21 protein-coding genes are annotated in these 23,488 nt (G+C 68.3%); 11 read left to right on the forward strand and 10 right to left on the reverse strand.

All coding sequences use genetic code 11. The features are described 5' to 3' along the window. The first annotated feature begins 39 nt into the window (after positions 1 to 39). From hpf to DIS04_RS13480, 4 genes are read left to right on the forward strand one after another with little or no spacing between them, the layout of a single operon-like run. Entirely contained in the window at positions 40 to 348 is a 309-nt protein-coding gene (hpf, locus tag DIS04_RS13465) for a ribosome hibernation-promoting factor, HPF/YfiA family (RefSeq protein ID WP_086509853.1), read from the forward strand. Between the two features lie 6 nt (positions 349 to 354). After that, entirely contained in the window at positions 355 to 825 is a 471-nt protein-coding gene (gene ptsN, locus DIS04_RS13470) for a PTS IIA-like nitrogen regulatory protein PtsN (RefSeq protein WP_111414286.1), read from the forward strand. 45 nt (positions 826 to 870) lie between these two features. Then, complete coding sequence (rapZ, locus tag DIS04_RS13475; protein ID WP_111414287.1) at positions 871 to 1,791, forward strand: RNase adapter RapZ; 921 nt, start codon at positions 871 to 873, stop codon at positions 1,789 to 1,791. A gap of 2 nt (positions 1,792 to 1,793) precedes the next feature. Next, the gene (locus DIS04_RS13480) at positions 1,794 to 2,063 is read left to right on the forward strand and encodes an HPr family phosphocarrier protein (RefSeq protein WP_111414288.1); all 270 of its coding nucleotides are present in this window, start codon (positions 1,794 to 1,796) and stop codon (positions 2,061 to 2,063) included. A 118-nt stretch (positions 2,064 to 2,181) separates the two neighbouring features. On the opposite strand, the gene pmbA is transcribed toward DIS04_RS13480, so the two are convergent. Then, positions 2,182 to 3,522: a metalloprotease PmbA gene (gene pmbA, locus DIS04_RS13485; protein ID WP_111414289.1), complete on the reverse strand. Its 1,341-nt coding sequence runs from the start codon at positions 3,520 to 3,522 to the stop codon at positions 2,182 to 2,184. A 144-nt stretch (positions 3,523 to 3,666) separates the two neighbouring features. On the opposite strand from pmbA, the gene yjgA reads away from it, so the two are divergent. Further along, positions 3,667 to 4,173 (forward strand): ribosome biogenesis factor YjgA, encoded by a 507-nt coding sequence (gene yjgA / locus DIS04_RS13490; protein ID WP_111414290.1) that lies wholly within the window; start codon positions 3,667 to 3,669, stop codon positions 4,171 to 4,173. A gap of 313 nt (positions 4,174 to 4,486) precedes the next feature. Here the strand turns inward: yjgA and tldD are convergent, their stop codons facing one another. From tldD to DIS04_RS13525, 7 genes are all read right to left on the reverse strand, one after another. After that, positions 4,487 to 5,941, reverse strand: coding sequence for a metalloprotease TldD (gene tldD, locus DIS04_RS13495; RefSeq protein WP_111414291.1), 1,455 nt, complete (start codon positions 5,939 to 5,941; stop codon positions 4,487 to 4,489). Further along, entirely contained in the window at positions 5,938 to 9,768 is a 3,831-nt protein-coding gene (locus tag DIS04_RS13500) for a YhdP family phospholipid transporter (RefSeq protein WP_111414292.1), read from the reverse strand. Before DIS04_RS13500 ends, tldD begins: the two co-directional genes overlap by 4 nt. A 7-nt stretch (positions 9,769 to 9,775) precedes the next feature. Next, entirely contained in the window at positions 9,776 to 11,239 is a 1,464-nt protein-coding gene (rng, locus tag DIS04_RS13505) for a ribonuclease G (protein WP_111414293.1), read from the reverse strand. Positions 11,240 to 11,291: 52 nt separating this feature from the next. Continuing rightward, positions 11,292 to 11,888 carry a Maf family protein gene (locus tag DIS04_RS13510; RefSeq protein ID WP_111414294.1) on the reverse strand — a complete coding sequence of 199 codons (597 nt, stop codon included), beginning with the start codon at positions 11,886 to 11,888 and terminating at the stop codon, positions 11,292 to 11,294. A gap of 11 nt (positions 11,889 to 11,899) precedes the next feature. Continuing rightward, positions 11,900 to 12,391 carry a rod shape-determining protein MreD gene (gene mreD / locus DIS04_RS13515; protein ID WP_111414295.1) on the reverse strand — a complete coding sequence of 164 codons (492 nt, stop codon included), beginning with the start codon at positions 12,389 to 12,391 and terminating at the stop codon, positions 11,900 to 11,902. After that, on the reverse strand, positions 12,391 to 13,266 hold the full coding sequence (mreC, locus tag DIS04_RS13520; RefSeq protein WP_111414296.1) for a rod shape-determining protein MreC: 876 nt from the start codon (positions 13,264 to 13,266) through the stop codon (positions 12,391 to 12,393). Before mreC ends, mreD begins: the two co-directional genes overlap by 1 nt. 132 nt (positions 13,267 to 13,398) lie before the next feature. Beyond that, the gene (locus DIS04_RS13525) at positions 13,399 to 14,436 is read right to left on the reverse strand and encodes a rod shape-determining protein (RefSeq protein WP_104201758.1); all 1,038 of its coding nucleotides are present in this window, start codon (positions 14,434 to 14,436) and stop codon (positions 13,399 to 13,401) included. A 178-nt stretch (positions 14,437 to 14,614) separates the two neighbouring features. On the opposite strand from DIS04_RS13525, the gene gatC reads away from it, so the two are divergent. The 5 genes from gatC (at position 14,615) to DIS04_RS13550 (ending at position 20,434) form a co-directional block, all read left to right on the forward strand. Then, entirely contained in the window at positions 14,615 to 14,902 is a 288-nt protein-coding gene (gene gatC / locus DIS04_RS13530) for an Asp-tRNA(Asn)/Glu-tRNA(Gln) amidotransferase subunit GatC (protein ID WP_111414297.1), read from the forward strand. 82 nt (positions 14,903 to 14,984) lie between these two features. Continuing rightward, positions 14,985 to 16,445: an Asp-tRNA(Asn)/Glu-tRNA(Gln) amidotransferase subunit GatA gene (gatA, locus tag DIS04_RS13535; protein WP_111414298.1), complete on the forward strand. Its 1,461-nt coding sequence runs from the start codon at positions 14,985 to 14,987 to the stop codon at positions 16,443 to 16,445. Then, entirely contained in the window at positions 16,445 to 17,899 is a 1,455-nt protein-coding gene (gene gatB, locus DIS04_RS13540) for an Asp-tRNA(Asn)/Glu-tRNA(Gln) amidotransferase subunit GatB (RefSeq protein ID WP_111414299.1), read from the forward strand. Before gatA ends, gatB begins: the two co-directional genes overlap by 1 nt. Before the next feature lie 58 nt (positions 17,900 to 17,957). Beyond that, positions 17,958 to 18,509 carry a cupin domain-containing protein gene (locus DIS04_RS13545; protein WP_111414300.1) on the forward strand — a complete coding sequence of 184 codons (552 nt, stop codon included), beginning with the start codon at positions 17,958 to 17,960 and terminating at the stop codon, positions 18,507 to 18,509. Between the two features lie 224 nt (positions 18,510 to 18,733). Further along, positions 18,734 to 20,434, forward strand: a complete 1,701-nt coding sequence (locus tag DIS04_RS13550; RefSeq protein ID WP_111414301.1) for a methyl-accepting chemotaxis protein — start codon at positions 18,734 to 18,736, stop codon at positions 20,432 to 20,434. Between the two features lie 35 nt (positions 20,435 to 20,469). On the opposite strand, the gene DIS04_RS13555 is transcribed toward DIS04_RS13550, so the two are convergent. Next, positions 20,470 to 21,846, reverse strand: coding sequence for a DNA recombination protein RmuC (locus DIS04_RS13555; RefSeq protein ID WP_111414302.1), 1,377 nt, complete (start codon positions 21,844 to 21,846; stop codon positions 20,470 to 20,472). 194 nt (positions 21,847 to 22,040) lie between these two features. Between DIS04_RS13555 and DIS04_RS13560 the strand changes: the two genes are divergently transcribed. Beyond that, a complete protein-coding gene (locus tag DIS04_RS13560; RefSeq protein ID WP_111414303.1) occupies positions 22,041 to 22,859 on the forward strand; it encodes a helix-turn-helix transcriptional regulator in 819 nt (272 codons plus the stop codon). A gap of 68 nt (positions 22,860 to 22,927) precedes the next feature. Here DIS04_RS13560 and DIS04_RS13565 read toward each other — a convergent pair. Further along, a partial coding sequence (locus DIS04_RS13565) for an aldehyde dehydrogenase family protein (RefSeq protein ID WP_162623069.1) occupies positions 22,928 to 23,488 on the reverse strand: 561 nt, incomplete at its 5' end.

A 23,488-nucleotide genomic window follows, 5' to 3' on the forward strand; every position in this document is an offset into this window, starting at 1 on the left:
TACAATCGAGCTACCACCCGAAGGACGAAGGAGCTTGTCATGCAAGTCAACATCACCGGCCATCATGTTGAGCTGACCGATTCACTGCGTGACTACGTGAGCGAGAAGCTGAACCGCGTCCAGCGACACTATGACAACATCACCAACGTGCAGGTCACGCTCTCGATCGAGAAGGAGCGTCAGCAGGCCGCCTGCACGCTGCATGCCGCCGGTGCGGACCTGCATGCCGAAGCTTCCGATCCGGACATGTATGCCGCCATCGATGCACTGACCGACAAGCTCGACCGTCAACTGGTCAAACACAAGGAAAAGGCCCAGGCTCGCGCCCAGGGCGCCGGCATTCGCTGAGTTGCCATGACACTGGAAACCATACTGCCCCCGGAACGCACGCTGTTCGACGTCCCGGGAGGCAGCAAGAAGAGGGTGCTGGAGTTCTTCAGCACCTTTATTGCGCAGAACACGCCGAGCCTCGACAGCCAGGAGGTCTTCGGCAGGCTGGTCGGTCGCGAGAGGCTGGGCAGCACCGGGATCGGCAACGGCGTGGCCATTCCCCATGCCCGAAGCCCCCACTGCCACAGCCCCGTGGCGGCCTTTCTCAAGCTGGCCGAACCCATCGACTTCGATGCCATCGACGGCGAGCCGGTCGACCTGGTCTTCGTGCTGCTGGTGCCGGAAGAGGCCGACGATACGCACCTGTCGCTGCTGAGCCAGGTCGCGGCGGTGATGAACGATGCCGAAACGCGCGCGCGGCTGCGCAAGTGCACGAGCCAGCGCGAACTCCACGAACGTCTCATCGAAGCGATTCGACGACAGTCCTCGGCCTGACCCTTCCCTTCGCCGTTCGGCTGGCCCCTGATCAGGAGAACCCTCATGCAGCTTGTGATCATCAGCGGCCGCTCCGGTTCCGGCAAGTCGATCGCACTGCAGGCGCTCGAGGACATCGGCTATTACGCCATCGACAACCTGCCGGCGATGCTGCTCGGCTCGCTGGTGGACGAACTGCGCAGCTCGCCCACGATCCAGACCTCGATCGCCGTCAGCATCGATGCACGCAACCTGCCCCACGCGCTGGAACGCTTCCCGCGGCTACTGGAAGAGCTGCGCAGCAAGCAGGTCGACTGCCAGATCATCTACCTCACCACCGATGCCCGCATCCTGCTCGAGCGCTACTCCGCGACCCGGCGGCGCCACCCGCTGACCCGCGGCCGGGACATGACCCTGAACGAGGCCATCGAGTCGGAAGATCTGACGCTGAGCGACATTCGCAACCTGGCGGACCTGATCATCGACACCTCGCGGCTGTCGGTGCATGACCTGCGCGGACGCATCACCGAGCAGGTGGCCAGCCATCGCGCCGACCAGTTGACGCTGACGGTGGAATCGTTCGGCTTCAAGGGCGGCGTGCCGCTGGATGCCGACATCGTCTTCGACGCACGCTGCCTGCCCAACCCCTACTGGGACCCGCGCCTGCGCTCGGCCACCGGCAGGGAGCCCAGCATCGTGGAATTCCTCGAGCAGTACCCCCTGGTCCAGGAGATGCTCGATGACATCATCGCCTGGGTCGAACGTTGGCTACCGGCCTACCGCGACACCCACCGCAGCTACCTGACCGTCGCCATCGGCTGCACCGGCGGCCAGCACCGCTCGGTGTACCTGGCGGAGCGGCTCGCCCGGCATCTGGCCCAGCAGCAGCCGGACGTACGCCTGCGCCATCGGGAGCTCGGCATCCACACACCGGTCACCCCCACCCGGGACACGACCGCAGAGACCCCCGAAAGCAAGGAAACCTGAGCGTGCCCCGCCGCAAGCTGACCCTGACCAACAAACGCGGGCTCCACGCCCGTGCTGCCACCAAGCTGGTCCAGTGCTGCCAGGCCTTCCAGGCGCGCATAGTCGTCAACCGAGGCCAGCAGCAGGCCGATGCCAACAACATCATGGCGCTGCTGATGCTGGGCGCGCCCTGCGGCACCGAGCTCGAGGTCAGCGCCGAGGGGGATGACGCCGAAGCGGCACTGGAGGCTATCGAGGCATTGTTCGAGGCCCGCTTCGAAGAAGACACCTAGGGGAATGGCTACGCTCGGCCATGCGTCGTCGGCGCCCCGCTCGTCGGGCTTCGCCTGGCCTGGCCATCGCTCGCTGATTCCCGACTCTCGGCGGGAAGACGTGAAGCGTCCATTCAGCTCATGAACCGGCCACGGTCATCTCGCCGATGAGCCAGCTGCCGGTGTGAATGCTGCCACGGGTGTCGATATCGCTGCCCACGGCCTGCAACCCCTTGAACATCGTCTCGAGGTTGCCGGCGATGGTGAACTCCTCTACCGGGTACTGGATCTCGCCGTTCTCCACCCAGAAGCCGGCCGCCCCACGCGAGTAGTCGCCCGTGACACCGTTGACCCCCTGCCCCATCAGCTCGGTGACCAGTACGCCACGACCCATGCGCGCGAGCAGTTCCTCGCGCGGGGCGAGCGGTGCGGCGATGCGCAGGTTGCGCGCACCGCCGGCGTTGCCGGTGGTCTGCATGCCCAGGCGCCGCGCACTGTAGGCCGAGAGCATGTAGCTGGCCAGCCGGCCGGCCTCGATGAAGACGTTGTCGCGGGTCTGCACGCCGTCGTTGTCGAACGCCGAGCTGGCCATGGCGCCGCGCTCCATGGGCCGTTCGCCCAGGCTGAACCAGTCGGGAAACAGCGGCTCGCCAAGCCGATCGCACAGGAACGAAGCCTGGCGGTAAAGCGAGCCGCCGGCGATGGCACTCATCAGGTGGCCGACCAGGCCGCTGGCGACGCTGGCGTCGAACAGTACCGGCAGCCGCCCGGTGGCCGGCCGCCGCGCCCCCAGGCGCTGCAAGGTGCGCTCGGCGGCCTTCCTGCCCACCGCGTCGGCGTCACGCAGTTCGTGCGGATTGCGCGCACTGGTGTAGTCGTAGTCGCGCTGCATGCCATTCTGGTCCTCGGCGATCAGCATGCAGGAGAGCGAATGGCGGCTGCCGCTCTGGCTGCCGAGAAAGCCGTGGCTATTGGCGTAGACCCTGACCCCCTCGCCGCTGGAGAGCGAGGCCCCCTCCGACTGGCGGATGCCGGGCTCGCCGCGCCCGGCCGCCTCGCAAGCCAGCGCCAGCTCGATGGCCTGCTCGGTGGAGAGCGGCCAGGGATGGTGGACGTCGAGATCCGGCAGCACGGTGGCCATCAGCGCCGGGTCGGCCAACCCCGCCGCAGGGTCCTCGCCGGTGTAGAGCGCGATGGCCATGGCCTTCTCGACCACCTCGCGGATCGAGGCCTCGCCGGCATCGGTCGAGGAAGCACTGCCCTTGTGGCCGCCCAGGTAGACCGTCACCGCGATCCCCTGGTCGCGGGAGAGCTCGACCGACTCCACTTCCCCTTCGCGCACGCTGATTCCGATTCCCTGATCGACGCTGGCCCCTACCTCACAGGCATCGGCCCCCAGGCGCCGCGCCAGGGCCAACGCCTGCTCCGCCCGTGATTCCAGCAGCGCCTGCTGGGCGGCGGCATCGAATGCCTTGCTCATGTGTCTCTCCTTCGCTGACCGGCCACGCCGGCTTCCCGCGTGTCATTTCCCGTCGCCCGGCGACGGACTGATATACTGCTCTCATTCGCGCCCGACCGCTGCAGCGGCCAGGCACCCAGTGACCACTCACCACTTGGACGCGGCATGACCAAGGACACTCCCTCCCCCTTCGACGAACGGCCGAGCAAGTCCCAGCTCAAGCGCGAGATGCATGCGCTCCAGGCGCTGGGCGAGCAGATCATCGCCATGAGCCCCGCCGAGCGAGCACGCTTCCCGCTGTCGGACGATATGCTGGCAGCCGTCGAGGAAACGTCTCGCATCCGTTCCCACGAGGGGCGCCGCCGCCACATGCAGTACGTCGGCAAGCTCATGCGGCGCGAGGACCTCGAGGCGATCCAGGCGGTGTTCGACGAGATCGAACAGGAGAACCGCCGCCGCGACCTCGCCTTCCATCGCCTCGAAAAATGGCGCGATCGTCTGATCGACGAGGGCGACGGCGCCGTCGAGGCCTTCATCGAAGCGCATCCCGAGGTCGACCGTCAGGCGCTGCGCCAGCTGGTCCGCAACGCCAGGAGCGAGCGCGAGCGCGACAAGCCCCCGGCCAACGCGCGCAAGCTGTTCCGACTGATCCGCGATACCGCCGGTTTGTGAAAGCGCAGGCGCAGGACACAGTCAGCCACCTACCGCCTGGCTTCACGGGGCCGCGGCGGCAGGCTTCCAAGGAGGCGCTGTAAACCCTTCCCTGGGCGCTACCTACGCCATCCTTGGCGTAGGACCTCCTCTCCAGCCTGCCCCTGAGCCCCTTGCTCCATCGCTCCTCCAACACTTTCCCTCCCCCCGCAGAACGCAGCCGAGCGAAGGCCGGACGAGGCGACGCACGGCAAAGCCCGCGGCGTTCAGGTCCCCTCAATGAGCATAGCGAGCCGAGCGCCAACACCGTATGCGCGAGCGCAGGCACGTTCGTTCACGAGGCGGTGCCGCCGACGGTGAGTTCGTCCAGCTTCAGTGTCGGCTGCCCCACGCCCACGGGCACACCCTGCCCCTCCTTGCCGCAGACGCCGATGCCGGTGTCGAGTTCCAGGTCGTGGCCGATCATCGACACCCGCCCCATCGCCTCGGGCCCGTTGCCGATCAGCGTCGCGCCCTTGACCGGCACGGTGATCCTGCCGTCCTCGACCAGGTAGGCCTCGCTCGCCGAGAACACGAACTTGCCCGAGGTGATGTCCACCTGGCCGCCACCGAAGCTGACCGCATAGATGCCACGCTTGACGCTGGCGAGGATGTCGGCCGGATCGTCCTGGCCGGCCAGCATGTAGGTGTTGGTCATGCGCGGCATCGGCATGTGGGCGAACGACTCGCGGCGGGCGTTGCCGGTGGGCTGCATGCCCATCAGCCGGGCGTTGAGCTTGTCCTGCATGTAGCCGGTGAGCCGGCCGTCCTCGATCAGCGGGGTGTACTGGCCCGGCGTGCCCTCGTCGTCCACGCTCATCGAGCCGCGGCGGTCGACCAGGGTGGCGTCGTCCACCACGGTCACGCCGGGGGCCGCCACTCGCTGCCCCATGCGCCCGGCGAAGGCCGAGCTGACCTTGCGGTTGAAGTCCCCTTCGAGGCCGTGGCCCACGGCCTCGTGCAGCAGGATGCCGGGCCAGCCGGGGCCCAGCACCACCGGCATCTGTCCGGCAGGCGCATCGACCGCCTCGAGGTTGACCAGGGCCTGGCGCACGGCCTCGCGGGCGAAACGCTCGGCGACGTTGTCGTCGCGCAGGCGCGACATGGCATAGCGGCCGCCGCCGCCGGCACTGCCGCGCTCGCGGCGGCCGTTCTTCACCGCGATCACGCTGACGTTGAAGCGCACCAGCGGGCGGATGTCGGCCGCCAGGGTGCCGTCACTGGCGCGCACCAGGACGACCTCGTGCACCCCGGTCAGGGACGCACTGACCTGGCTGACCGCCGGGTCGGCGGCCCGCGCCACGCGGTCGGCCTGCTTGAGCATGGCGATCTTGTCCTCGGCCGACAGGCCCGCCAGCGGGTCGATGGAGGCATAGCGCAGCGCACTCTGGCTGAGCACCCGCGCGCCCAGCGGCAGGGTGGCGCCGCTGCGCACGATGCCCGACGCCGTCCGCCCGGTCTCCGCCAGGGCCTCGACGGTGATCTGATTGGAGTAGGCGAAGCCGGTCTTCTCGCCCGCCATGGCGCGCACGCCCACGCCTCCATCGATGTTGTAGCCGGCCTCCTTGACCTCGCCGTCCTCGAGTACCCAGCTCTCGTGCCAGCTCCTCTGGAAATAGAGATCGGCGTAGTCGACGCCGGGTGTCAGCACATGACCGAGACCGACATCGAGCGCGTCGATGTCCAGCCCGCCGGGGTGCAGCAGGATCTCGGCGGCGGTATCGAGCAGGGAGGGGGAGGGAGTGGTCATTCGGCGGTTTCCAATGTGATGTCGGGCGAGGTCCACGGACCCCGCACGCGGTAGTGAATTCGGGTGACTCGATCGATGGCCTTGCCGAAGAGGCGGTCGGCGAGGTACAGCGCCCCACCCACCACCGGCGCCCCGGCGATCACCGCGGCCAGCGGCAGGCTGCTGCTGACGGGAACCGTCACGCCCAGGCGCTGATCCAGTTCGCCCTGGACGAGGTCGACGGTACCGTCCAGGGTGAAGGCGGTCGCCGGGCCGTCGATCGTGACCGGGCCGTTGGTCTCCAGTACACCTTCATACAGGGTAGCAGCCCCGGTCACACGATCGAAAGCCGTGCCCTGGCCGGTCACGTCCGAGAAGTCCATGCGCAGCCGGCGCAGCAGGTTGTCGACGTTGAGCAGGCCCACCAGCCGCGCCGTGGGCGATTCGAGGTTGACGAAGCGACCGTCGCGCAGCTCGACCTCGATGCTGCCGCGCGAGCGCGCCAGGGCGAACTGCCAGGGCGCACCGGGCCAGGCCAGCTGGCTGCGCACCCGGGTTTCGTTGCTGTGAATCGAGACCGGCTGGCCCAGCCGCTCCAGCGCCGTGCCCAGGTCGCGGCCGTCGAGGTCGACCCGCGAGCGGGTCAGGCTGTCACCGGCGCCGGCCGACTCCCATACGATCTCCCCGCGCGCCGTGACCTGGCCCAGGGTCAGCCCCACGGGGGCCAGCCGCAGCCGCTGCGGCCCGCCCTCCCAGTGGGCGGTCAGCGGGCCGATCTGACGCCCCTGGTGGAGAATGTCGGCGATTCGCAGCCGGCCATCGGGCAAGTCGGTCAGCCAGCCCGGCAGCGGCGCCGGGTCGGGTGGCACCTCGAGCTCCTGAAGCAGGTTGCCGGCGCCCTCCGTCTGGGCCGGCAGCAGGCCATCGAGGCTCAGGCGCTCGAGCGCGATGTCCAGGGGGTCGGAGAGGGAGGGGCGGAAGTCCAGTTGACCTTCGAGCAGGTCGCCCTCGAGGCCGACACGCCAGCCGCCGCCGGCATGCGGACGCGCCTCGGCGGACATGGCGCCCAGGCAGGCCTCCGGGCCGGCCAGGCAGGCGGTCCCCACCTGCAGGCGGCGAAGCGCGCCCGGCCCCCCGCTGCCGGCCGAGGCGCCGCCACCGAGCAGCGGTGACAGCGCCTCGCCCCACTCCACCGGATCGAGCCGAGGGAAGTAGAGCGAACCCGACCAGCCCTCCTGGTCGGGCCAGGCGGGGGATTCCGGCAGGCGTCCCAGCCAGAACTGCCCCTGGCCCAGGTCCGACCCCGGCAGGGCCCGCCAACGCAGACGCGCGTCGCCCCCCAGTTCGGCGTCTATCCGCTGCTGGTCGAGGTCGGCGGTCACCCACAGCGGGCGCGACTCCCCCGCCGCCTTGCCCAGCGGTGCAGGCAGGTCGATGCCGACACCCTGCAGGTTGCTGTCGAAACGGAAGGTGCTGCCCGTCTCGTCGAGCGACAACCGGCCGCGCCAGGGCAGCCGCCCCGAAAGCTTGTCACCGAGCTCGTCGACCTCGAAGCGCGACACCATGCTGGCGACATCGGCGGCTCCGTCGAACTCGACGGAGCCGGCATGTGTGTCGATGTCGGCCTCGACCGGCCCGCCGAACAGGCGAGCCGCCAGTTGGCCCTCGAGTCCGCCCTCGTCGTCCCGCTGGCGCCAGGCCAGCGGCCCGCCGACCTCCGTGAACGGCACCTCCAGTGGCAGGTAGACGAGTCGTTCCAGGGCTACCTCGGTGTCGAGATCGAGCTCGAAGCCCTCCTCTTCGCCGAGCCTCGTGGCCAGCTCGATCCGCCCGCTGGCACCGCCTTCGCCGCGCCAGTCGTCCACCTGCTCCATGCCGTCTGCCGGCACGGCACGCAGGTAACGGCGCAGGGCCTCGCCATCGGCCGTCAGGTCGCCGCTCACCCGCAGCACGTCGTCCGCGATGGAAACCTGCCCGTTGCCGGCCTCGACGCCCAGGCTTTCGGCATGATCCACCTCGGCCTCGAGGGTGCCGATACCCGCCGTGAGCCTCCCGCCGAGCGACTCGATCTCCGGCCACTCGGGATCGAACGATAGGCGCCCCTCCTCGATCTCCAGGTCGAGCTGCAGACGCGGCTCGAGGCCGCTGCCGCCACGCCGCAGCGGCAGGTGCAGCTTGAGCTCGCCCTGCGGCACACGCCCCGCCACGCCCGCCGCCAGCCAGGCATACAGTTCCTCGCCCAGTGCGTCGCCGGGCAGCCAGTCCACCAGCGGGCGCTCCAGGGCATCGGCGTCACGAAAGCGCAGGTCGAGCCCCAGCCCCCCATGCACGTCGCCGCCAAGCGCCAGGCCGAAATTCCCCTCCACGTCGGCGCCCTGCCAGCCCGCCTTGAGCTGACGACCGCTGACGAAGGTACGCGGCCCCTCATAGGTCCAGCGCACCTCACCACTGGCGTGCGAGAGCGACATCGGCACCTCGTAGAGCTGCGGCACCTTGAAGGTCGGCTCGCCGACGCCGACGAACTCGACTCGTCCCGAGAGGTCCCGCGCCTCGACCCAGGCATCGAGCGGGCCGCCTCCCGGCACCGCTTCCCAGGGCTCCACTTCGACCTGGTGCACGGCGGCCCGGGCGACCCATTGCCCGTTGCGCCGCCCGACCCCCAGCCCCGATACCAGGCCGCGAGGCTGCAGCGCATCGATGGTACGCACCAGGCCCTCGGGCAGCAGAATGCGCTCACGCCAGGCCGCCAGCGAGGCCAGTTCGAAACGGCTCGTGGTCAGCCACCATCCCTCGTCGTCGCTGCGCACATGCCAGAAATGCGGCAGCGCCGGCTCGCGTGCGCGCTCGAGCTCGCGCGGCTCGGACCAGTCGGCCGCCGTCGCATCGCCCTGCAGCCAGGCTTCCCAGCCCTGATCGCTGCGCAGCCACTGGCCGCGCGCCTGGAAGGGTTCCAGCACGATCGGTTCGTCGTCGCGACTCAGCGCCAGCCGGGGCACGTCGAGGTCGACTCGCGCATCGGCCAGCGCCCCGCGGTGCCAGCGCCCCCACAGGGTGACGTCACCGCTGGCATCCTCCAGGCGCAGGGGGTCATTGGGGGTGAAGACCTCGACCAGGTCGATCAGCGTGCCGAGCTTCATCTCGGCCTGCAGGGCGGCGCTGAAGTCACGCAAGCCGGTGGGGCCGGGGAAGACCTCCAGCGCGGCCTGCAGCGTGGCCTGCTCCTGGCCGGTCAGGTGGACCTCGCCCTCCAGGTGGGCACGCCGTTCGTCGCCGGTGAGCAGGAGTCGCGGCGCCAGCAAGTCGACGCGGCGGTCGCGCCCGTGCAGCACCAGCCGCACGTCCTCCACCCAGGCGCGCTGACGCAGCAGCAGCCCGATCCAGGTGTCGAGCTGCTCGAACTTGAAGTCCCCCTCCAGCAGCTCGGGCGGGATCCGGGCCGGATCCGGCCAGTGCCAGCCGCCCTGGTCGTCCTGATAGAGGTGAAGCGTGAGGCCGGTCAGGCGTGCATCCTCGACCACCGGCACGCCGTTGCGCAGGCTGGCCGGCGTATCGAGACGCAGGCGCGCATGCTCGACCTCGAGCAGCGGCAGGCCGGCCTCCCCCTCCTGGGAGGTGAGCGTCAGTCCGCTGCCCTCGATCACCGGGTCGAGGCGGGCGAGCCGGGCGCGGAACTCGTTCAGGTCCACCGCCGCCCCCGTGCGCGCCTCGAGCAGCCGTTCGGCGCGTGGCGTCAGCTGGTCGACCTGGGACAGCGTCACCCGCAGCGTGGTCAGCGCCAACGCCACCAGCGCCAACAGCACGGCCAGCAGGGTGAGGGTCCAGCGTCCGATCCGACGAATGGAGGACATCGGCCGCTCACATCAGCACGATGTCGTACTGCTCCTGGGAGTAGTGGCTCTCGACCTGGAAGCGAATGGTCTTGCCGATGAACGTCTCCAGGTCGGCCACGGCCGCGGACTCCTCGTCGAGCAACCGATCCACCACCGGCTGCGAGGCCAGCACCATGTAGGTCTCGGCGCTGTAGGCGCGCTCCTCGCGCAGGATCTCGCGGAAGATCTCGTAGCACACCGTCTCGGCGGTCTTGAGGGTGCCGCGGCCGCCACAGGTGGGGCACGATTCGCACAGAGTCTGTTCGAGGCTCTCGCGGGTACGCTTGCGGGTCAGTTGGACCAGCCCCAGTTCGGTGACCCCGGTGCACTTGGTCTTGGCGTGGTCGCGCTCCAGCGCCTTCTCGAGCACGCGCAGCACCTGGCGCTGGTGCTCGGGGTCCTCCATGTCGATGAAGTCGATGATGATGATGCCGCCCAGGTTGCGCAGGCGCAGCTGGCGGGCGATGGCGTTGGCCGCCTCGAGGTTGGTCTTGAAGATGGTCTCCTCGAGGTTGCGATGCCCCACGTAGCCGCCGGTGTTGACGTCGATGGTGGTCATCGCCTCGGTGGGGTCGATCACCAGGTAGCCGCCGGACTTGAGCTGCACCTTGCGTCCCAGCGCCTTCTGGATCTCGTCCTCGACGCTGTAGAGGTCGAAGATCGGACGCTCCCCGGGGTAGTACTCGATGCGCGCCGACGAGTCCGGCATGAACTCCTCGGCGAACTCCAGCAGCTTGACGTAGTTCTCCCGCGAGTCGATGCGCACCTTCTCGATCTCGTCGCGCATTAGATCGCGCAGGGTGCGGATGAACAGCGGCAGGTCGTCGTAGATCACGCTGGGCGCCGGTGCCGTGATCTTGCGCTCGCTGACCTTGCGCCACAGCCGCAGCAGGAAGTGCATGTCGGCGTAGAGTTCGTCCTTGCCCACGTTCTCCGCCGCCGTGCGCACGATGAAGCCGCCGGTGATCTCGATCTCCTGCTCGACCTGGCAGAGTTCGAGCAGCTCGCGCAGGCGCTCGCGCTCGCGCTCGTCCTCGATGCGCTGGGACACGCCATGGTGGGGAGAGTCGGGCATGTAGACCAGGTAGCGCGACGGCACCGAGAGGTGGGTGGTCAGGCGTGCGCCCTTGGTGCCGATGGGGTCCTTGGTGACCTGCACCACCAGGGCCTGGCCCTCGTGGAGCAGCTGGCCGATGGAGGCCTGTTCCTCCGGCGGGGTGCCGGGCGGCATCACTTCGTGGGCATGGATGAAGGCCGCTCGGTCGAGACCGATATCGACGAAGGCCGCCTGCATGCCGGGAAGCACCCGCACCACGCGCCCCTTGTAGATATTGCCGACGATGCCTCGGCGGCGCGTTCGCTCGATCAGCGCCTCCTGCAGCACGCCGTTCTCCACTACCGCCACGCGGGTTTCCATCGGCGTCAGGTTGATCAGTACTTCGCCGCTCATGCGGAAATCCTTCTCCAGTTTCGTCTCGCCGCATTATGACATAGTGATGCGGCTAGACAGCACCATTCCATAGCGGCACGCCCTGTCGCACCAGCAGCCGAGCCGTCTCGAACAGCGGCAGCCCGACCACCGCCGAGTGGCTGCCCTCGATGCGCTCGACGAAGACCGCCGCCAGCCCCTGGATGGCATAGCCGCCCGCCTTGTCGGCCGGCTCGCCGGTGGCCCAGTAGGCCGCCACCTCGCTCTCCTCGATCCGGCGCATGAAGACCCGCGTGGTCACGCATGCCCCGAGCACGCCGGCAGGCCCCGTCACGGCCACCCCGGTGAGCACCTCGTGGCCGCGCCCCGAGAGCAGGCGCAGCATGGCCGCGGCCTCGGCCCTGTCGGCAGGCTTGCCGAGGATCCGGCCATCGCATACCACGGCGGTATCCGAGCCCAGTGTCGGCAGCGTCGTGAGCCGCCTGCCCGCCGTGGCCTTCTCGCGCGCCAGGCGCGACACGTAGGCCTCGGGCCCCTCGTCGGGCAATGGCGTCTCGTCGATGTCGACCGGTCTCACCTCGACCGACACGCCAATGCTGGCCAGCAGCTCGCGCCGTCGCGGTGAGGCCGACGCCAGGCATAGCACGGCAGACAAGGACGCCTCGGTCATGGAGTTCCCCTTCAGTCGTTGTTCGCCAGGCGCCGCTCCAGGGCCTGGAACATGGTCACCAGCCAGGGCCACAGCGCCGCGCCGATCAGCGAAGGCAGCAGGAAGGAGAGGTGCATCGAGAAGGGACCGAACAGGGTGCGCAGCCACTGCTCGACCAGCTGCACCAGCCCCAGCAGCACCAGGATCAGCAGTGCCTGCTGCACCAGGGAATAGGTACGAAAACGTGGATAGACCAGCGCCGAGAGGAACGCCAGCAGGGAAAGGGTCAAGGCGTTCTGGCCCAGCGGGGCGCCCTCGATGAGATCGAGCAGGATGCCGAGCACGAAGCCGTGGAAGACCCCGACCCGGTCCGGCTTGGCCATGCACCAGTAGATCAGCATCAGGCCGAGCCAGTCGGGGCGCCATATCTGCCACCCCTCGGCCAGCGGCATGACCTGCAGGCACAGTGCCAGAAGCAGCGTGAGCCACACCCAGGCCAAGGGCGTTCGCGGTCCGCTCGGCATCAGTCCGGCTCCTCCATGGCGGGAATCAGGGAGGCATCGACCTCGGCCTCGTCGGGCAGCTCGCGATCCCACATCTCGTCGTCCGGGACCGGTGGAGGCTCGGGCGGGAAGAGCAACAGGAAGTGGCGCGAGCGCTGCAGGCGGGCCACGGGCTCGGCCGTCACCCGGGCGAAGGGCTGGCCGGGATCGTGCACCACCTCGGTGACCCGAGCCACCGGATAGCCCGGCGGGAAACGGTCCGCCAGGCCGGAGGTCACCAGCAGGTCGCCTTCGCGAATGTCGGCCGTGTCGGGCACGTGGACGACCCGCAGGGAGTCGTACTGGCCGCTGCCCTGGAGCACGAAACGCAGCCCGTTGCGATTGACCTGGACCGGCAGCGCGTGGCTGGCATCCGCCACCATCAGCACGCGGCTGGAATAGGCCGACACGGCGGTCACCTGCCCCACCAGCCCCGAGGCGTCCAGCACCGGCTGCCCCACGTAGACGCCGTTGCGGCGCCCGCGGTCGATCACCATCTGGTGGGTGAACGGGTCGGCATCCAGGGACAGCAGTTCGGCGGTGATGTACTTCGATTCCGGGCGCGGCGCGGCACCGAGCAGCTCGCGCAGGCGCACGTTCTCCGCCGTCAGGCTCGACATGTGCTGGACCCGGTGCGACAGGTGCAGGATCTGCTCGCGCAGGCGGCGGTTCTCCTCCACCAGGCCGCGCTGATCGGACAGCGCCAGCGAGCCCCAGGCCAGGATGTCGCTGGGCACGGCGACCAGCCACTGGATCGGCGCCACAACGGTGGTGAGCTGCGCACGCACCTCTTCCATGCGGGTGAAACGGTGATCGACGAACATCAACACGGACGCGGCCACCGCACAGATCAGCATGCGGTAGCCAGGCACAGAAGCGTGCGAGAACAGCGGTTTAATAGACGTCCCCCCCGCACCGTGCGCAGCGCATCGGCTCGCCGCGCCTGTTCATACCTCGATTCCTACTGGCCATCCGCCCTGGCGCCAGCGTCAGTCGCTCGAGAGCAGCTCGAAGGTGTGACGGTCGATCATCTCCAGCGCCTTGCCCCCCCCGCGGGCCACGCAGGTCAGCGGATCCTCGGCGACGATGACCGGCAGCCCGGTCTCCTCGGCGATCAGCTTGTCGAGATCGCGCAGCAGGGCGCCGCCGCCGGTCAGCACCAGGCCGCGCTCGGCGATGTCGGAAGCGAGTTCGGGTGGCGACTGCTCCAGTGCGCTCTTGACCGCGGCCACGATCGACGAGAGCGTCTCCTGCAGGGCGTCGAGAATCTCGTGGGAGTTGAGCGTGAAGCTGCGCGGGATGCCCTCCGCCAGGTTGCGCCCGCGCACGTCGATCTCGCGCAGTTCGCCGCCGGGATAGGCGCAGCCGATCTCCTCCTTGATGCGCTCGGCGGTGGCCTCGCCGATCAGGCTGCCGTAGTGGCGCCGCACGTAGGCGGAAATGGCCTCGTCGAAGCGGTCGCCACCGACGCGGATCGACTCCGAGTAGACCACGCCGTTGAGCGAGATGATGGCGATCTCGGTGGTGCCGCCACCGATGTCCACCACCATCGAGCCCTGGGCGTCGTCCACCGGCAGGCCGGCACCGATGGCGGCGGCCATGGGCTCCTCGATCAGGAACACCTCGCGGGCGCCGGCCCCCTCGGCGGACTCCTTGATCGCCCGCCGCTCGACCTGGGTCGACATGCAGGGGACGCAGACCAGCACCCGCGGGCTCGGCGTCAGGAAGGTGCTCTGGTGAACCTTGCGGATGAAGTGCTGCAGCATCTGCTCGGTAACGGTGAAGTCGGCGATCACGCCGTCCTTCATCGGCCGGATCGCGGTGATATTGCCCGGCGTGCGGCCCAGCATGCGCTTGGCGTCGGCGCCGACCGCGGCCACGCTGCGCATGTTGCCGGACTGGCGGATGGCCACTACCGACGGCTCATCGAGCACGATACCGCGACCGCGCACGTAAATCAGTGTATTGGCCGTACCCAGATCGATGGAAAGATCGCTGGAGAACAGCCCCCTCAAGCGTTTGAACATGGACGTCGTTACCTAGTGCAGACCGGGAGCAGTGCGGAGGCAAACGGTATCATCGCGGCCCCCATGCAGCAAGCGACATGGTGCCGCCAGGAGCGCGAGAGGAGTGCCCGCCACGCGTCGGATATGGTACCTTTTCCTGCTGTGCATAACACTCCATCCGTGCGAGGACACTCAGCTCATGGCGCTTGAACACGCAGACGTGCAGCGGGCCGCTCACCTGGCCCGCCTCGGCCTGACCGACGACGAAGCCGCCCGCTACGTGGATGACCTAGGCCGCATTCTCGAGATGGTCGACATGCTTCAGGCTCTCGACACCGAAGGGGTCGCGCCGCTGGCCCACCCGCTCGACGTCACCCAGCGCCTGCGCGCCGACGAAGTCACCGAGAGCGACCAGCGCAGTCGCTTCCAGCGCTGCGCCCCGGCCGTGGAAAACGGCCTCTACCTGGTCCCCCGCGTCGTCGAATGAGCCCCGGCCGGGCACCACAGGCCGGCCGCCACCGCAGGATCCGCCTTCTCTATAACGGCACGCCTTCATGGAGCCATGCCGCATGCATGACAAGACCCTTGCCGAACTGAAACGTTCGCTCGACGCCGGCGAGTTCTCCAGCCGCGAACTGACCCAGCACCTGCTGGGCCGCATCGACCGGCTCGACGGTGCACTCAACAGCTTCATCACCGTCACCTACGACCAGGCCCTGGCCGCCGCCGAGGCCGCCGACGCCGCCCGCGCCGCGGGCAAGGCCGGCGCCCTCACCGGCCTGCCTCTGGCGCTGAAGGACATCTTCTGCACCCGCGACGTGAGGACCACCGCCGGCTCGCGGATGCTCGACAACTTCATCGCCCCCTACGACGCCAGCGTGGTCGAGAAGCTGGCCGCCGCCGGCACGGTAAGCCTGGGCAAGACCAACATGGACGAGTTCGCCATGGGCTCCTCCAACGAGAACAGCCACTACGGCCCGGTGAAGAACCCGTGGGATTTCGCTGCCGTGCCGGGCGGCTCGTCCGGCGGCAGCGCCGCGGCGGTGGCCGCCGGCCTGGTGCCGGCCGCCATCGGCACCGATACCGGCGGCTCGATCCGCCAGCCCGCCGCCTTCTGCGGCATCACCGGGCTCAAGCCCACCTATGGCCGCGTGTCGCGCTACGGCATGATCGCCTACGCCTCGAGCCTCGACCAGGCCGGCCCCATGGCTCGCTCGGCAGCCGATTGCGCCCTGCTGCTCAACGCCATGGCCGGTCACGACCTGCGTGATTCGACCTGCGTACAGCGCGGCGTGCCCGACTACACCGAGGAGCTCGACACCCCCCTCGCCGGGCTCAAGATCGGCCTGCCCCGCGAGTATTTCGGCGACGGCCTCGACCCGCAGGTGGAAGCGGCGGTGCGCGACGCCATCCGCGTCTTCGAATCGCTCGGCGCCAGCGTGCGCGAGGTCAGCCTGCCGCACACCCATTACGCGATCCCGGCCTACTACGTCATCGCCCCGGCCGAGGCATCGTCGAACCTGTCGCGCTTCGACGGCGTACGTTTCGGCCACCGCTGCGCCAACCCGGCCGACCTGATCGACCTGTACAAGCGCAGCCGCGCCGAAGGCTTCGGCGACGAGGTCAAGCGCCGCATCCTGATCGGCACCCATACCCTCTCCGAGGGCTTCTTCGACGCCTACTACAAGAAGGCGCAGCAGGTACGCCGGCTGATCCGCCAGGACTTCCTCGACGCCTTCGAGGAGGTCGACGTGCTGATGGGACCGGCCTCGCCCACCCCGGCCTTCGATCTCGGCGCCAACAAGGACCCGGTGTCGATGTACCTGCAGGACATCTACACCATCGCCATCAACCTCGCCGGCATCCCCGGCATGAGCGTGCCGGCCGGCTTCGTCGGACAGCGCCCGGTGGGTCTCCAGATCCTGGGCAGCCACTTCACCGAGGCGCGCCTGCTCAACGTCGCCCATCAGTTCCAGCAGGGCACCGACTGGCACCGCCAACGTCCCGCCTTCGCCGAGGAGAACGCCTGATGCAATGGGAAACCATGATCGGGCTGGAGGTGCACGTCCAGCTCGCCACCCGCTCCAAGATCTTCTCCGGCGCCTCCACCGCCTTCGGCGCCGAGCCCAACACCCAGGCCTGCGCCGTCGACCTGGGCCTGCCCGGCGTGCTGCCGGTGCTCAACGAGGCCGCCGTGGCCATGGCGGTCAAGTTCGGCCTGGCGATCCATGCCGAGATCCCCGAGGTTTCGGTCTTCGATCGCAAGAACTACTTCTACCCCGACCTGCCCAAGGGCTACCAGACCAGCCAGATGTACCAGCCCATCGTCGGTGCCGGTGTGGTCGAGATCACCCTGGAGGACGGCACGACCAAGCCGATCCGCGTGCACCACGCGCACCTCGAGGAGGACGCCGGCAAGTCGCTGCACGAGGACTTTCATGGCATGACCGGCGTCGACCTCAACCGCGCCGGCACGCCGCTGCTCGAGATCGTCTCCGAGCCCGACATGCGCTCGGCGAAAGAGGCCGCCGCCTATCTCAAGGCGATCCACTCCATCGTCACCTATCTCGGCATCTCCGACGGCAACATGGCCGAGGGCTCGATGCGCTGCGACGTCAACGTTTCCGTGCGCCCCAAGGGACAGGAAACCTTCGGCACCCGTGCCGAGATCAAGAACGTCAACTCCTTCCGCTTCGTCGAGCGTGCCATCGCCTACGAGGTCGATCGCCAGGTCGAACTGCTCGAGGAGGGCGGCGTGGTGGTCCAGGAGACCCGCCTGTTCGACCCCGAACGCGACGAGACCCGCAGCATGCGCACCAAGGAGGAAGCCAACGACTACCGCTACTTCCCCTGCCCCGACCTGCTGCCGGTGGTGCTCGACAAGGCCTATATCGACCACCTGCGCGACAACCTGCCGGAGCTGCCCGCCGACAAGCGCGCCCGCTTCGAGCGCGCGCTGGGCCTCTCCGCCTACGACGCCAGCGTGCTCTCCGCCACCCGCGAGATGGCCGACTACTTCGAGGAGGTCATGGAGGTCTGCGGCGATGCCAAGCAGGCCGCCAACTGGGTGCAGGGCGAACTCGCGGGGGCCCTGAACCGCGAGGGCCTGGCCATCGTCGACAGCCCTGTCTCGGCGCGCCAGCTCGGTGAGCTGGTGGCGCGGGTCATCGACGATACCATCAACGGCAAGGCCGCCAAGCAGGTGTTCCAGGCGCTGTGGAACGGCCAGGGCGCGAGTGCCGACGCCATCATCGAGGCCCAGGGCCTCAAGCAGGTCACCGACACCGGCGCGATCGAGGCGATGATCGACCAGGTCATCGCGGACAGTCCGGCCCAGGTGGCCCAGTACCGTGATGCCGAGCCGGACAAGCGCGGCAAGATGATCGGCTACTTCGTCGGCCAGGTGATGAAGGCCTCGCGCGGCACCGCCAACCCCCAGCAGGTCAATGCGCTGCTGAAGCAGAAGCTCGACGCGCTGTGCTAGGTCACGAGGCGCCGTCGCTTGAGCGATGGCGCCGCTTCCCCATGACGAGGAAACTGGCATGTCGGACGACGTAGGCACACGTCTGCGCGCCCTGCGCACCCTGCGCGGCATCTCCCAGCGCGAACTGGCCAAGCGCTGCGGCGTCACCCACTCCAGCCTGTCATTGATCGAACAGGGCAAGGTCAGCCCGTCGGTCAGCTCGCTGAAGAAGATCCTCGATGCCATCCCCATCAGCGTCGGCGACTTCTTCACCATGGACCTGGAGAGCCGCGACCAGGTCTTCTACTCCGCCGACGAGCTGGCCGACGTCGGCAGCGGTGAAGTCATCTACAAGCTGGTCGGCGCCAACCGCGCCAGCCGCGCGCTGGCCTTCATGATCGAGACCTACCCGCCCGGGGCCGACACCGGCCGCGAGATGATCGCCCACCAGGGCGAGGAGGCCGGCGTGGTGCTCGAGGGCGAGATCGAGATCACCATCGGCCCCGAGACTCGCCTGCTCGGGCCCGGCGAAGCCTACTACTTCGACACCAACGTGCCCCACCGCTTCCGCAATCCCGGCAGGCTCCCCTGCCGGCTGGTGAGCTGCTGCACGCCGGCGCGCACCTTCTAGCCGCCTTCACGCGCCCCCTTCTGTACAAGTTTCACCACCTGCCCGACGCGGCAGGTTTCTTTTTGCGTGACCACTGCATGGCGCAGTGAGCCCCTTTCGACGCGACTATCGGCAGTATAGGCTGAAAGTATTTGTACATTTAATGTACAAGTTTTATGGTGCCTCCTGTACAACAATGAACTCCCCGAGGCCACGCCTCCACGTACGCAGAAGGAACGACAACCATGAAGCTCTTCCCGACCCGCCTCGCCCGGCTCGGTATTCGCAGCCGCCTGCTCGGCGGATTCTCCGCCGTGCTCGTCCTGATCGTCCTGCTCACCGCCATCGGCATCGTCCAGGTCAACCGCATCGATAGCAGCCTGACCACCATCAACGAGGTCAATGGCGCCAAGCAGCGCCACGCCATCGACTGGCGCGGCAGCGTGCACGACCGTGCGATCCTGCTGCGCGACATGACCCTCGTCGAGTCATCGGCGGACCTTGCCGCGCTCGAGCGCGACTACCGGGCGCTGGCCGATGACTACCGCCTCGCCGCCGACGGCATGAGCGACGTGACGCGCGACGGCATCACGCCGCGCGAACGCGAACTGCTGACCGCCATCGAGCGCCAGGCCGATCTCACCCAGCAGTTTGCCGGCCAGGTGATGGAGCGCCGCGACCAGGGCGACCTGGACGGCGCAAGAGAGACCCTTCTGCGCGACGCCGGTCCGGCCTTCTTCGCCTGGCTCGACAGCATCAACGCCTTCATCGACCATCAGGAGGCCGAAAGCGCCGCCGATTCCGCCCTGGCACGCGATACCGCCGCCGGATTCCAGATGCTGATGCTGGCCCTGTGTCTCGCGGCAATACTCCTGGGTGGCGGCATTGCCTATCTTCTCGCCCGCCAATTGCTGCGCGAGCTGGGCGCCGAGCCGCATGAGGTGCGCGCCTTCGCCGAGGCGATCGGCCGTGGAGAGCTGGCCACGGCCGGCCGCGTGCGCAAGAACGACGAACACAGCATCATGGCCGCCCAGGTCGGCATGGCACGCAAGCTACAGGGAATCGTCGCCCAGGTACGAGCCGCCGCCGAGGCAGTGGCCAGCAACAGCGAGCAGATCGCCGAAGGCAATACCGATCTCGCCTCGCGTACCCAGCAGCAGGCCAGCGCCCTGACGCAGACCGCCTCGGCCATGGAGGAGCTTAACGGCACCGTGGTTCAGAATACCGAGAACGCCGGCCAGGCCAGCCGCGAAGCGGAAAGCGCTTCGCACACGGCACGCCAGGGTGGCGTAGCGGTAGAGCAGATGGCGGCTACCATGAACGAGCTCGACAGGAGTGCCGGAGAGATCGCCAGCATCATCTCGACCATTGATGATATTGCCTTCCAGACCAATATCCTGGCGCTCAATGCCTCGGTGGAAGCGGCCCGGGCAGGTGAGCACGGGCGTGGCTTCGCCGTGGTTGCCGCAGAAGTGCGCAAGCTGGCCCAGAAGAGCGCTGACGCCGCCAGCGAGATCAATGAGCTCATCACCAGCAACGTGGAGCGCGTGAAGAGCGGTAACATGAAGGCCGCCGAGGCGCGCCAGGCCACCGAGCAGATCGTCGAGGCGATCGCACGGGTCAGCCAGCTGATGCGGGAGATCAGCCAGGCCAGCGTCGAGCAGAGCGCCGGCGTGCAGGAAGCCGGCACCGCCGTGGCCGAGATGGATCGGGTCACGCAGCAGAACGCCACGCTGGTGGGAGAGAGCGCCACGGCCGCCGACAACCTGCGCCAGCATGCTCGGCAACTGATGACCGCCATGGCCGCCTTCCAGCTGCCATCCGGTACTCGAGCCGAGGGCGTGGCTACCCTGACGGAAGCAACGCCGGCGGCCTCACGTTCCGGCATCCCCCAGTGGCAGCCGGCGGGGAGGGAGCGCCACCAGCCCGAGTGGGCCAGCTTCTAGCCCGAACCGGTCGCCTGCGGGCGGCCGGTATCGCCTCACGGCATCTCGCCATCCGTCCTCGTGCCCCTGGCCGACGCCGCCGTTTCGAGCTCCAGCCCGGCACGCTCGACCAGCTCGGCGGGCAGTTCCTTCTTCACCGCCACTCCCAGTTCCTGGAACTCGGCGGCCTGCTTGATCAGGTTGCCACGACCGTTGACCAGTTGCCCCATGGCGCGGTCGTAGCTGTCGCGGGCGCCGTCGAGCTTCGCCTGCACCTCCTGCATGCTCTCGAGGAACAGGCGCAGCTTGTTGTAGAACCGCTCGGCACGATTGGCCAGCTCGGCGCTGTGGCGGCTCTGGTCCTCGAAGCGCCACAGCTGGCGCACGATGTTGAGGCTTGTCAGCAGCGTGGTCGGCGTGGCCACCAGCACGTTGTGCTCGATGGCGCGCTGGTAGAGGGTCTCGTCGTACTTGAGCGCCTCGACGTAGGCCGACTCCACCGGCACGAACATGATCACCACGTCCGGCGAGTTTAGCCCCGGCAGGTCGTAGTAGTGCTTGTCGGCCAGCTCATTGATACGCTCGCCCACCGCCGTGGCATGGGCCGCCAGGGCCAGCTCGCGTTCACGCTCGTCCTCGGCGTTGACGTAGCGCACGTAGGCGGCCAGCGACGTCTTGGCGTCGATCACCAGGTGGCGCCCCTGGGGCAGGTAGACCACCGCGTCGGGGCGCCGGCGACCCTCGGCCGTGGCGAAGCTGACCTCGCGCTGGTAATCCTTGCCGGGGCGCAGGCCGGAGCCCTCGAGCACGTTCTCGAGCATCAGCTCGCCCCAGTTGCCTTGCACCTTCTTCTGCCCCTGCAGCGCCTGGGTCAGGCGCTCGGCCTGGTCGGTGATCTCACGATTGAGCGCCTGCAGGTGCCTGAGCTCGGCGCGCAGCCCGGCGCGCTGCTCGGTGTCGTGGCGGTGGATCGTCTCGACCTTCTCGCGAAAGCCCTTCATCTCGGCCTGGATCGGCTGCAGCAGCCCGCTGATGCGCTGCTGGGAGAGTTCGGAGAAGGCGCGCCCCTTGCGTTCGAGAATCTCGTTGGCCAGGTTCTCGAACTCCTGGCGCAGCTGGTCGCGGCCATCGCGCAGCAGCGCCAGCTGCGCCTCGAAGTGCTGCTGCTTCTGCTCCAGGGTGGTGGCCAGGCGCGCCTCTCGTACCTGCACCTCGCCCAGTTCGCGCTGAAGCTGCTCGAGGCGCTGCTCACGCTCGGTGAGCCGCTCGCGAAGCTCGGCGTGAATGTCCGCATGCCGCTCCCGCTCGACGCCGCGCTGCCGCCCGGCAAGCAGGCCGGCCAGGCCGAAGGCGAGCAGAAACGCCAGCAGCGCAGTCAGTGCCATGACGTAGCCCAGAGGAAGAGCGGCCAGCAGCGTGGTGAGATCGGTCAAGGGCATTCTCCTGCTGCAGCAAAGGGATAGCTCGCAAGTCTCCTCAATACCGCCGAGTTTGTCACGGCCTGCATCGCATCCAACCTGGCATCGTTCATCGTTTCTTCGTCCGCTCAGCCATCAACGAACGGCATCCAGGCGTCAACGCAGGGTCATGCTATCGTGAAAGCCAGGCTCTACTGACGCACCTACCCATGCTCGATTTCCTTGCCCGCTCCGAAAGCCATGCCTGGCACCAGCAGTTGGCTCGCCTGCTGCGCACGGCGGCGACTCCCGACTTCCCCGCCAGGCTCGATCAATCCCTGCGCGAGCTGGTGGGTCACGAAACCGTGCTGATCAACGCCTATCGGGGTCGTCGGCAACCGCTGCTGATCCACGACGACTACCCGCCACACCGCCACGAGCAGGGCGTCGAGCGCTACCTGAGCCAGGCCTATCTGCTCGATCCCTTCTTCGCCGCAGTAAGCAATGGCCTGGACCAGGGTGCCCATCGCCTGCGCGAGCTGGCCCCGGATCGCTTCGAAGCCAGTGAGTACTACGCCCACTACTATCGTGCCTTGGGTCTGGTCGATGAAGTCGGCATTTTCTGCCGGGTCGAGGCGGAGGTGGTGATCGCCGTGTCGCTCGGCTTCGGGACGAAGTCGCCACCCTTGACCCGCCGCGCGCTGCAGGCGTTGCGCTACGTATCGCCCATTGCCGAGGCCCTGCTGACCGAGTACTGGAAATGGCAGGGAAGTCAGTTCCAGCAGCGTCTCGCGGAGCAGGAACCGGTGGAAGCCGCGCTTGCCAGCTTCGGCGCCGCGGTGCTGACGGCAAGGGAGCAGGAGATCGTACGTCTGCTGCTGGCCGGCCATTCGACGAAATCGGCGGCCCGCGAACTCGACATCAGCGACGGCACGGTCAAGGTTCATCGCAAGCACATCTACCAGCGCCTGGAGGTTTCCAGCCAGTCGCAGCTGTTTCGGCTGTTCCTCGACCACGTGGCCCTGGTATCGCGCCAGCAGGCGGTATGACGCTCGCAAAAATGCCAGCTCCCGTGGCAGGGAGCCGGCATGTCGACGATCGTATTGAAGGCGAGTGCTCAGGGGGCTAGTGCCATCCACACGCTCTTGAGCTCGGAGTACTCCTCCAGGCTGTGATGCGACTTGTCGCGCCCGTTGCCCGACTGTTTGACCCCGCCGAAGGGCATGGTCTGGTCGCCGCCGGCCCAGTTGTTGACGAATACCTGGCCCGACTGCAGCCGCCGTGTCACGCGCAGGATGCGGTCGATGTCCTGGCTCCAGAGCCCGGCGGCCAGGCCGTAGGGCGTGTCGTTGGCCATGGCCACGGCCTCTTCCTCGCTGTCGAAGCCGAACACCGCCAGCACCGGGCCGAAGATCTCCTCGCGGCCGATGGTCATGGTCGGGGTCACGCCGTCGAACACCGTGGGCGGGATGAACAGCCCCGGACCCTCCAGCGCCTGGCCGCCGCTGCGCAGCCGCGCGCCCTCCTCCACCCCCTGGCGGATGTAGTCGAGAATGCGGCGGTGCTGGGTCTCGTCGACGATGGCGCCCATGAAGCTCTGCGGGTCCAGCGGCTCGCCCGGCTGCATGCTCTCGGCGGCCTTGAGTACCCGCTCGACGACGTCGTCGCGGATCGAATT

Origin of the sequence: Billgrantia lactosivorans, assembly GCF_003254665.1 — a bacterium.
In the GTDB taxonomy this organism is placed as follows: Bacteria; Pseudomonadota; Gammaproteobacteria; order Pseudomonadales; family Halomonadaceae; genus Halomonas; species Halomonas lactosivorans.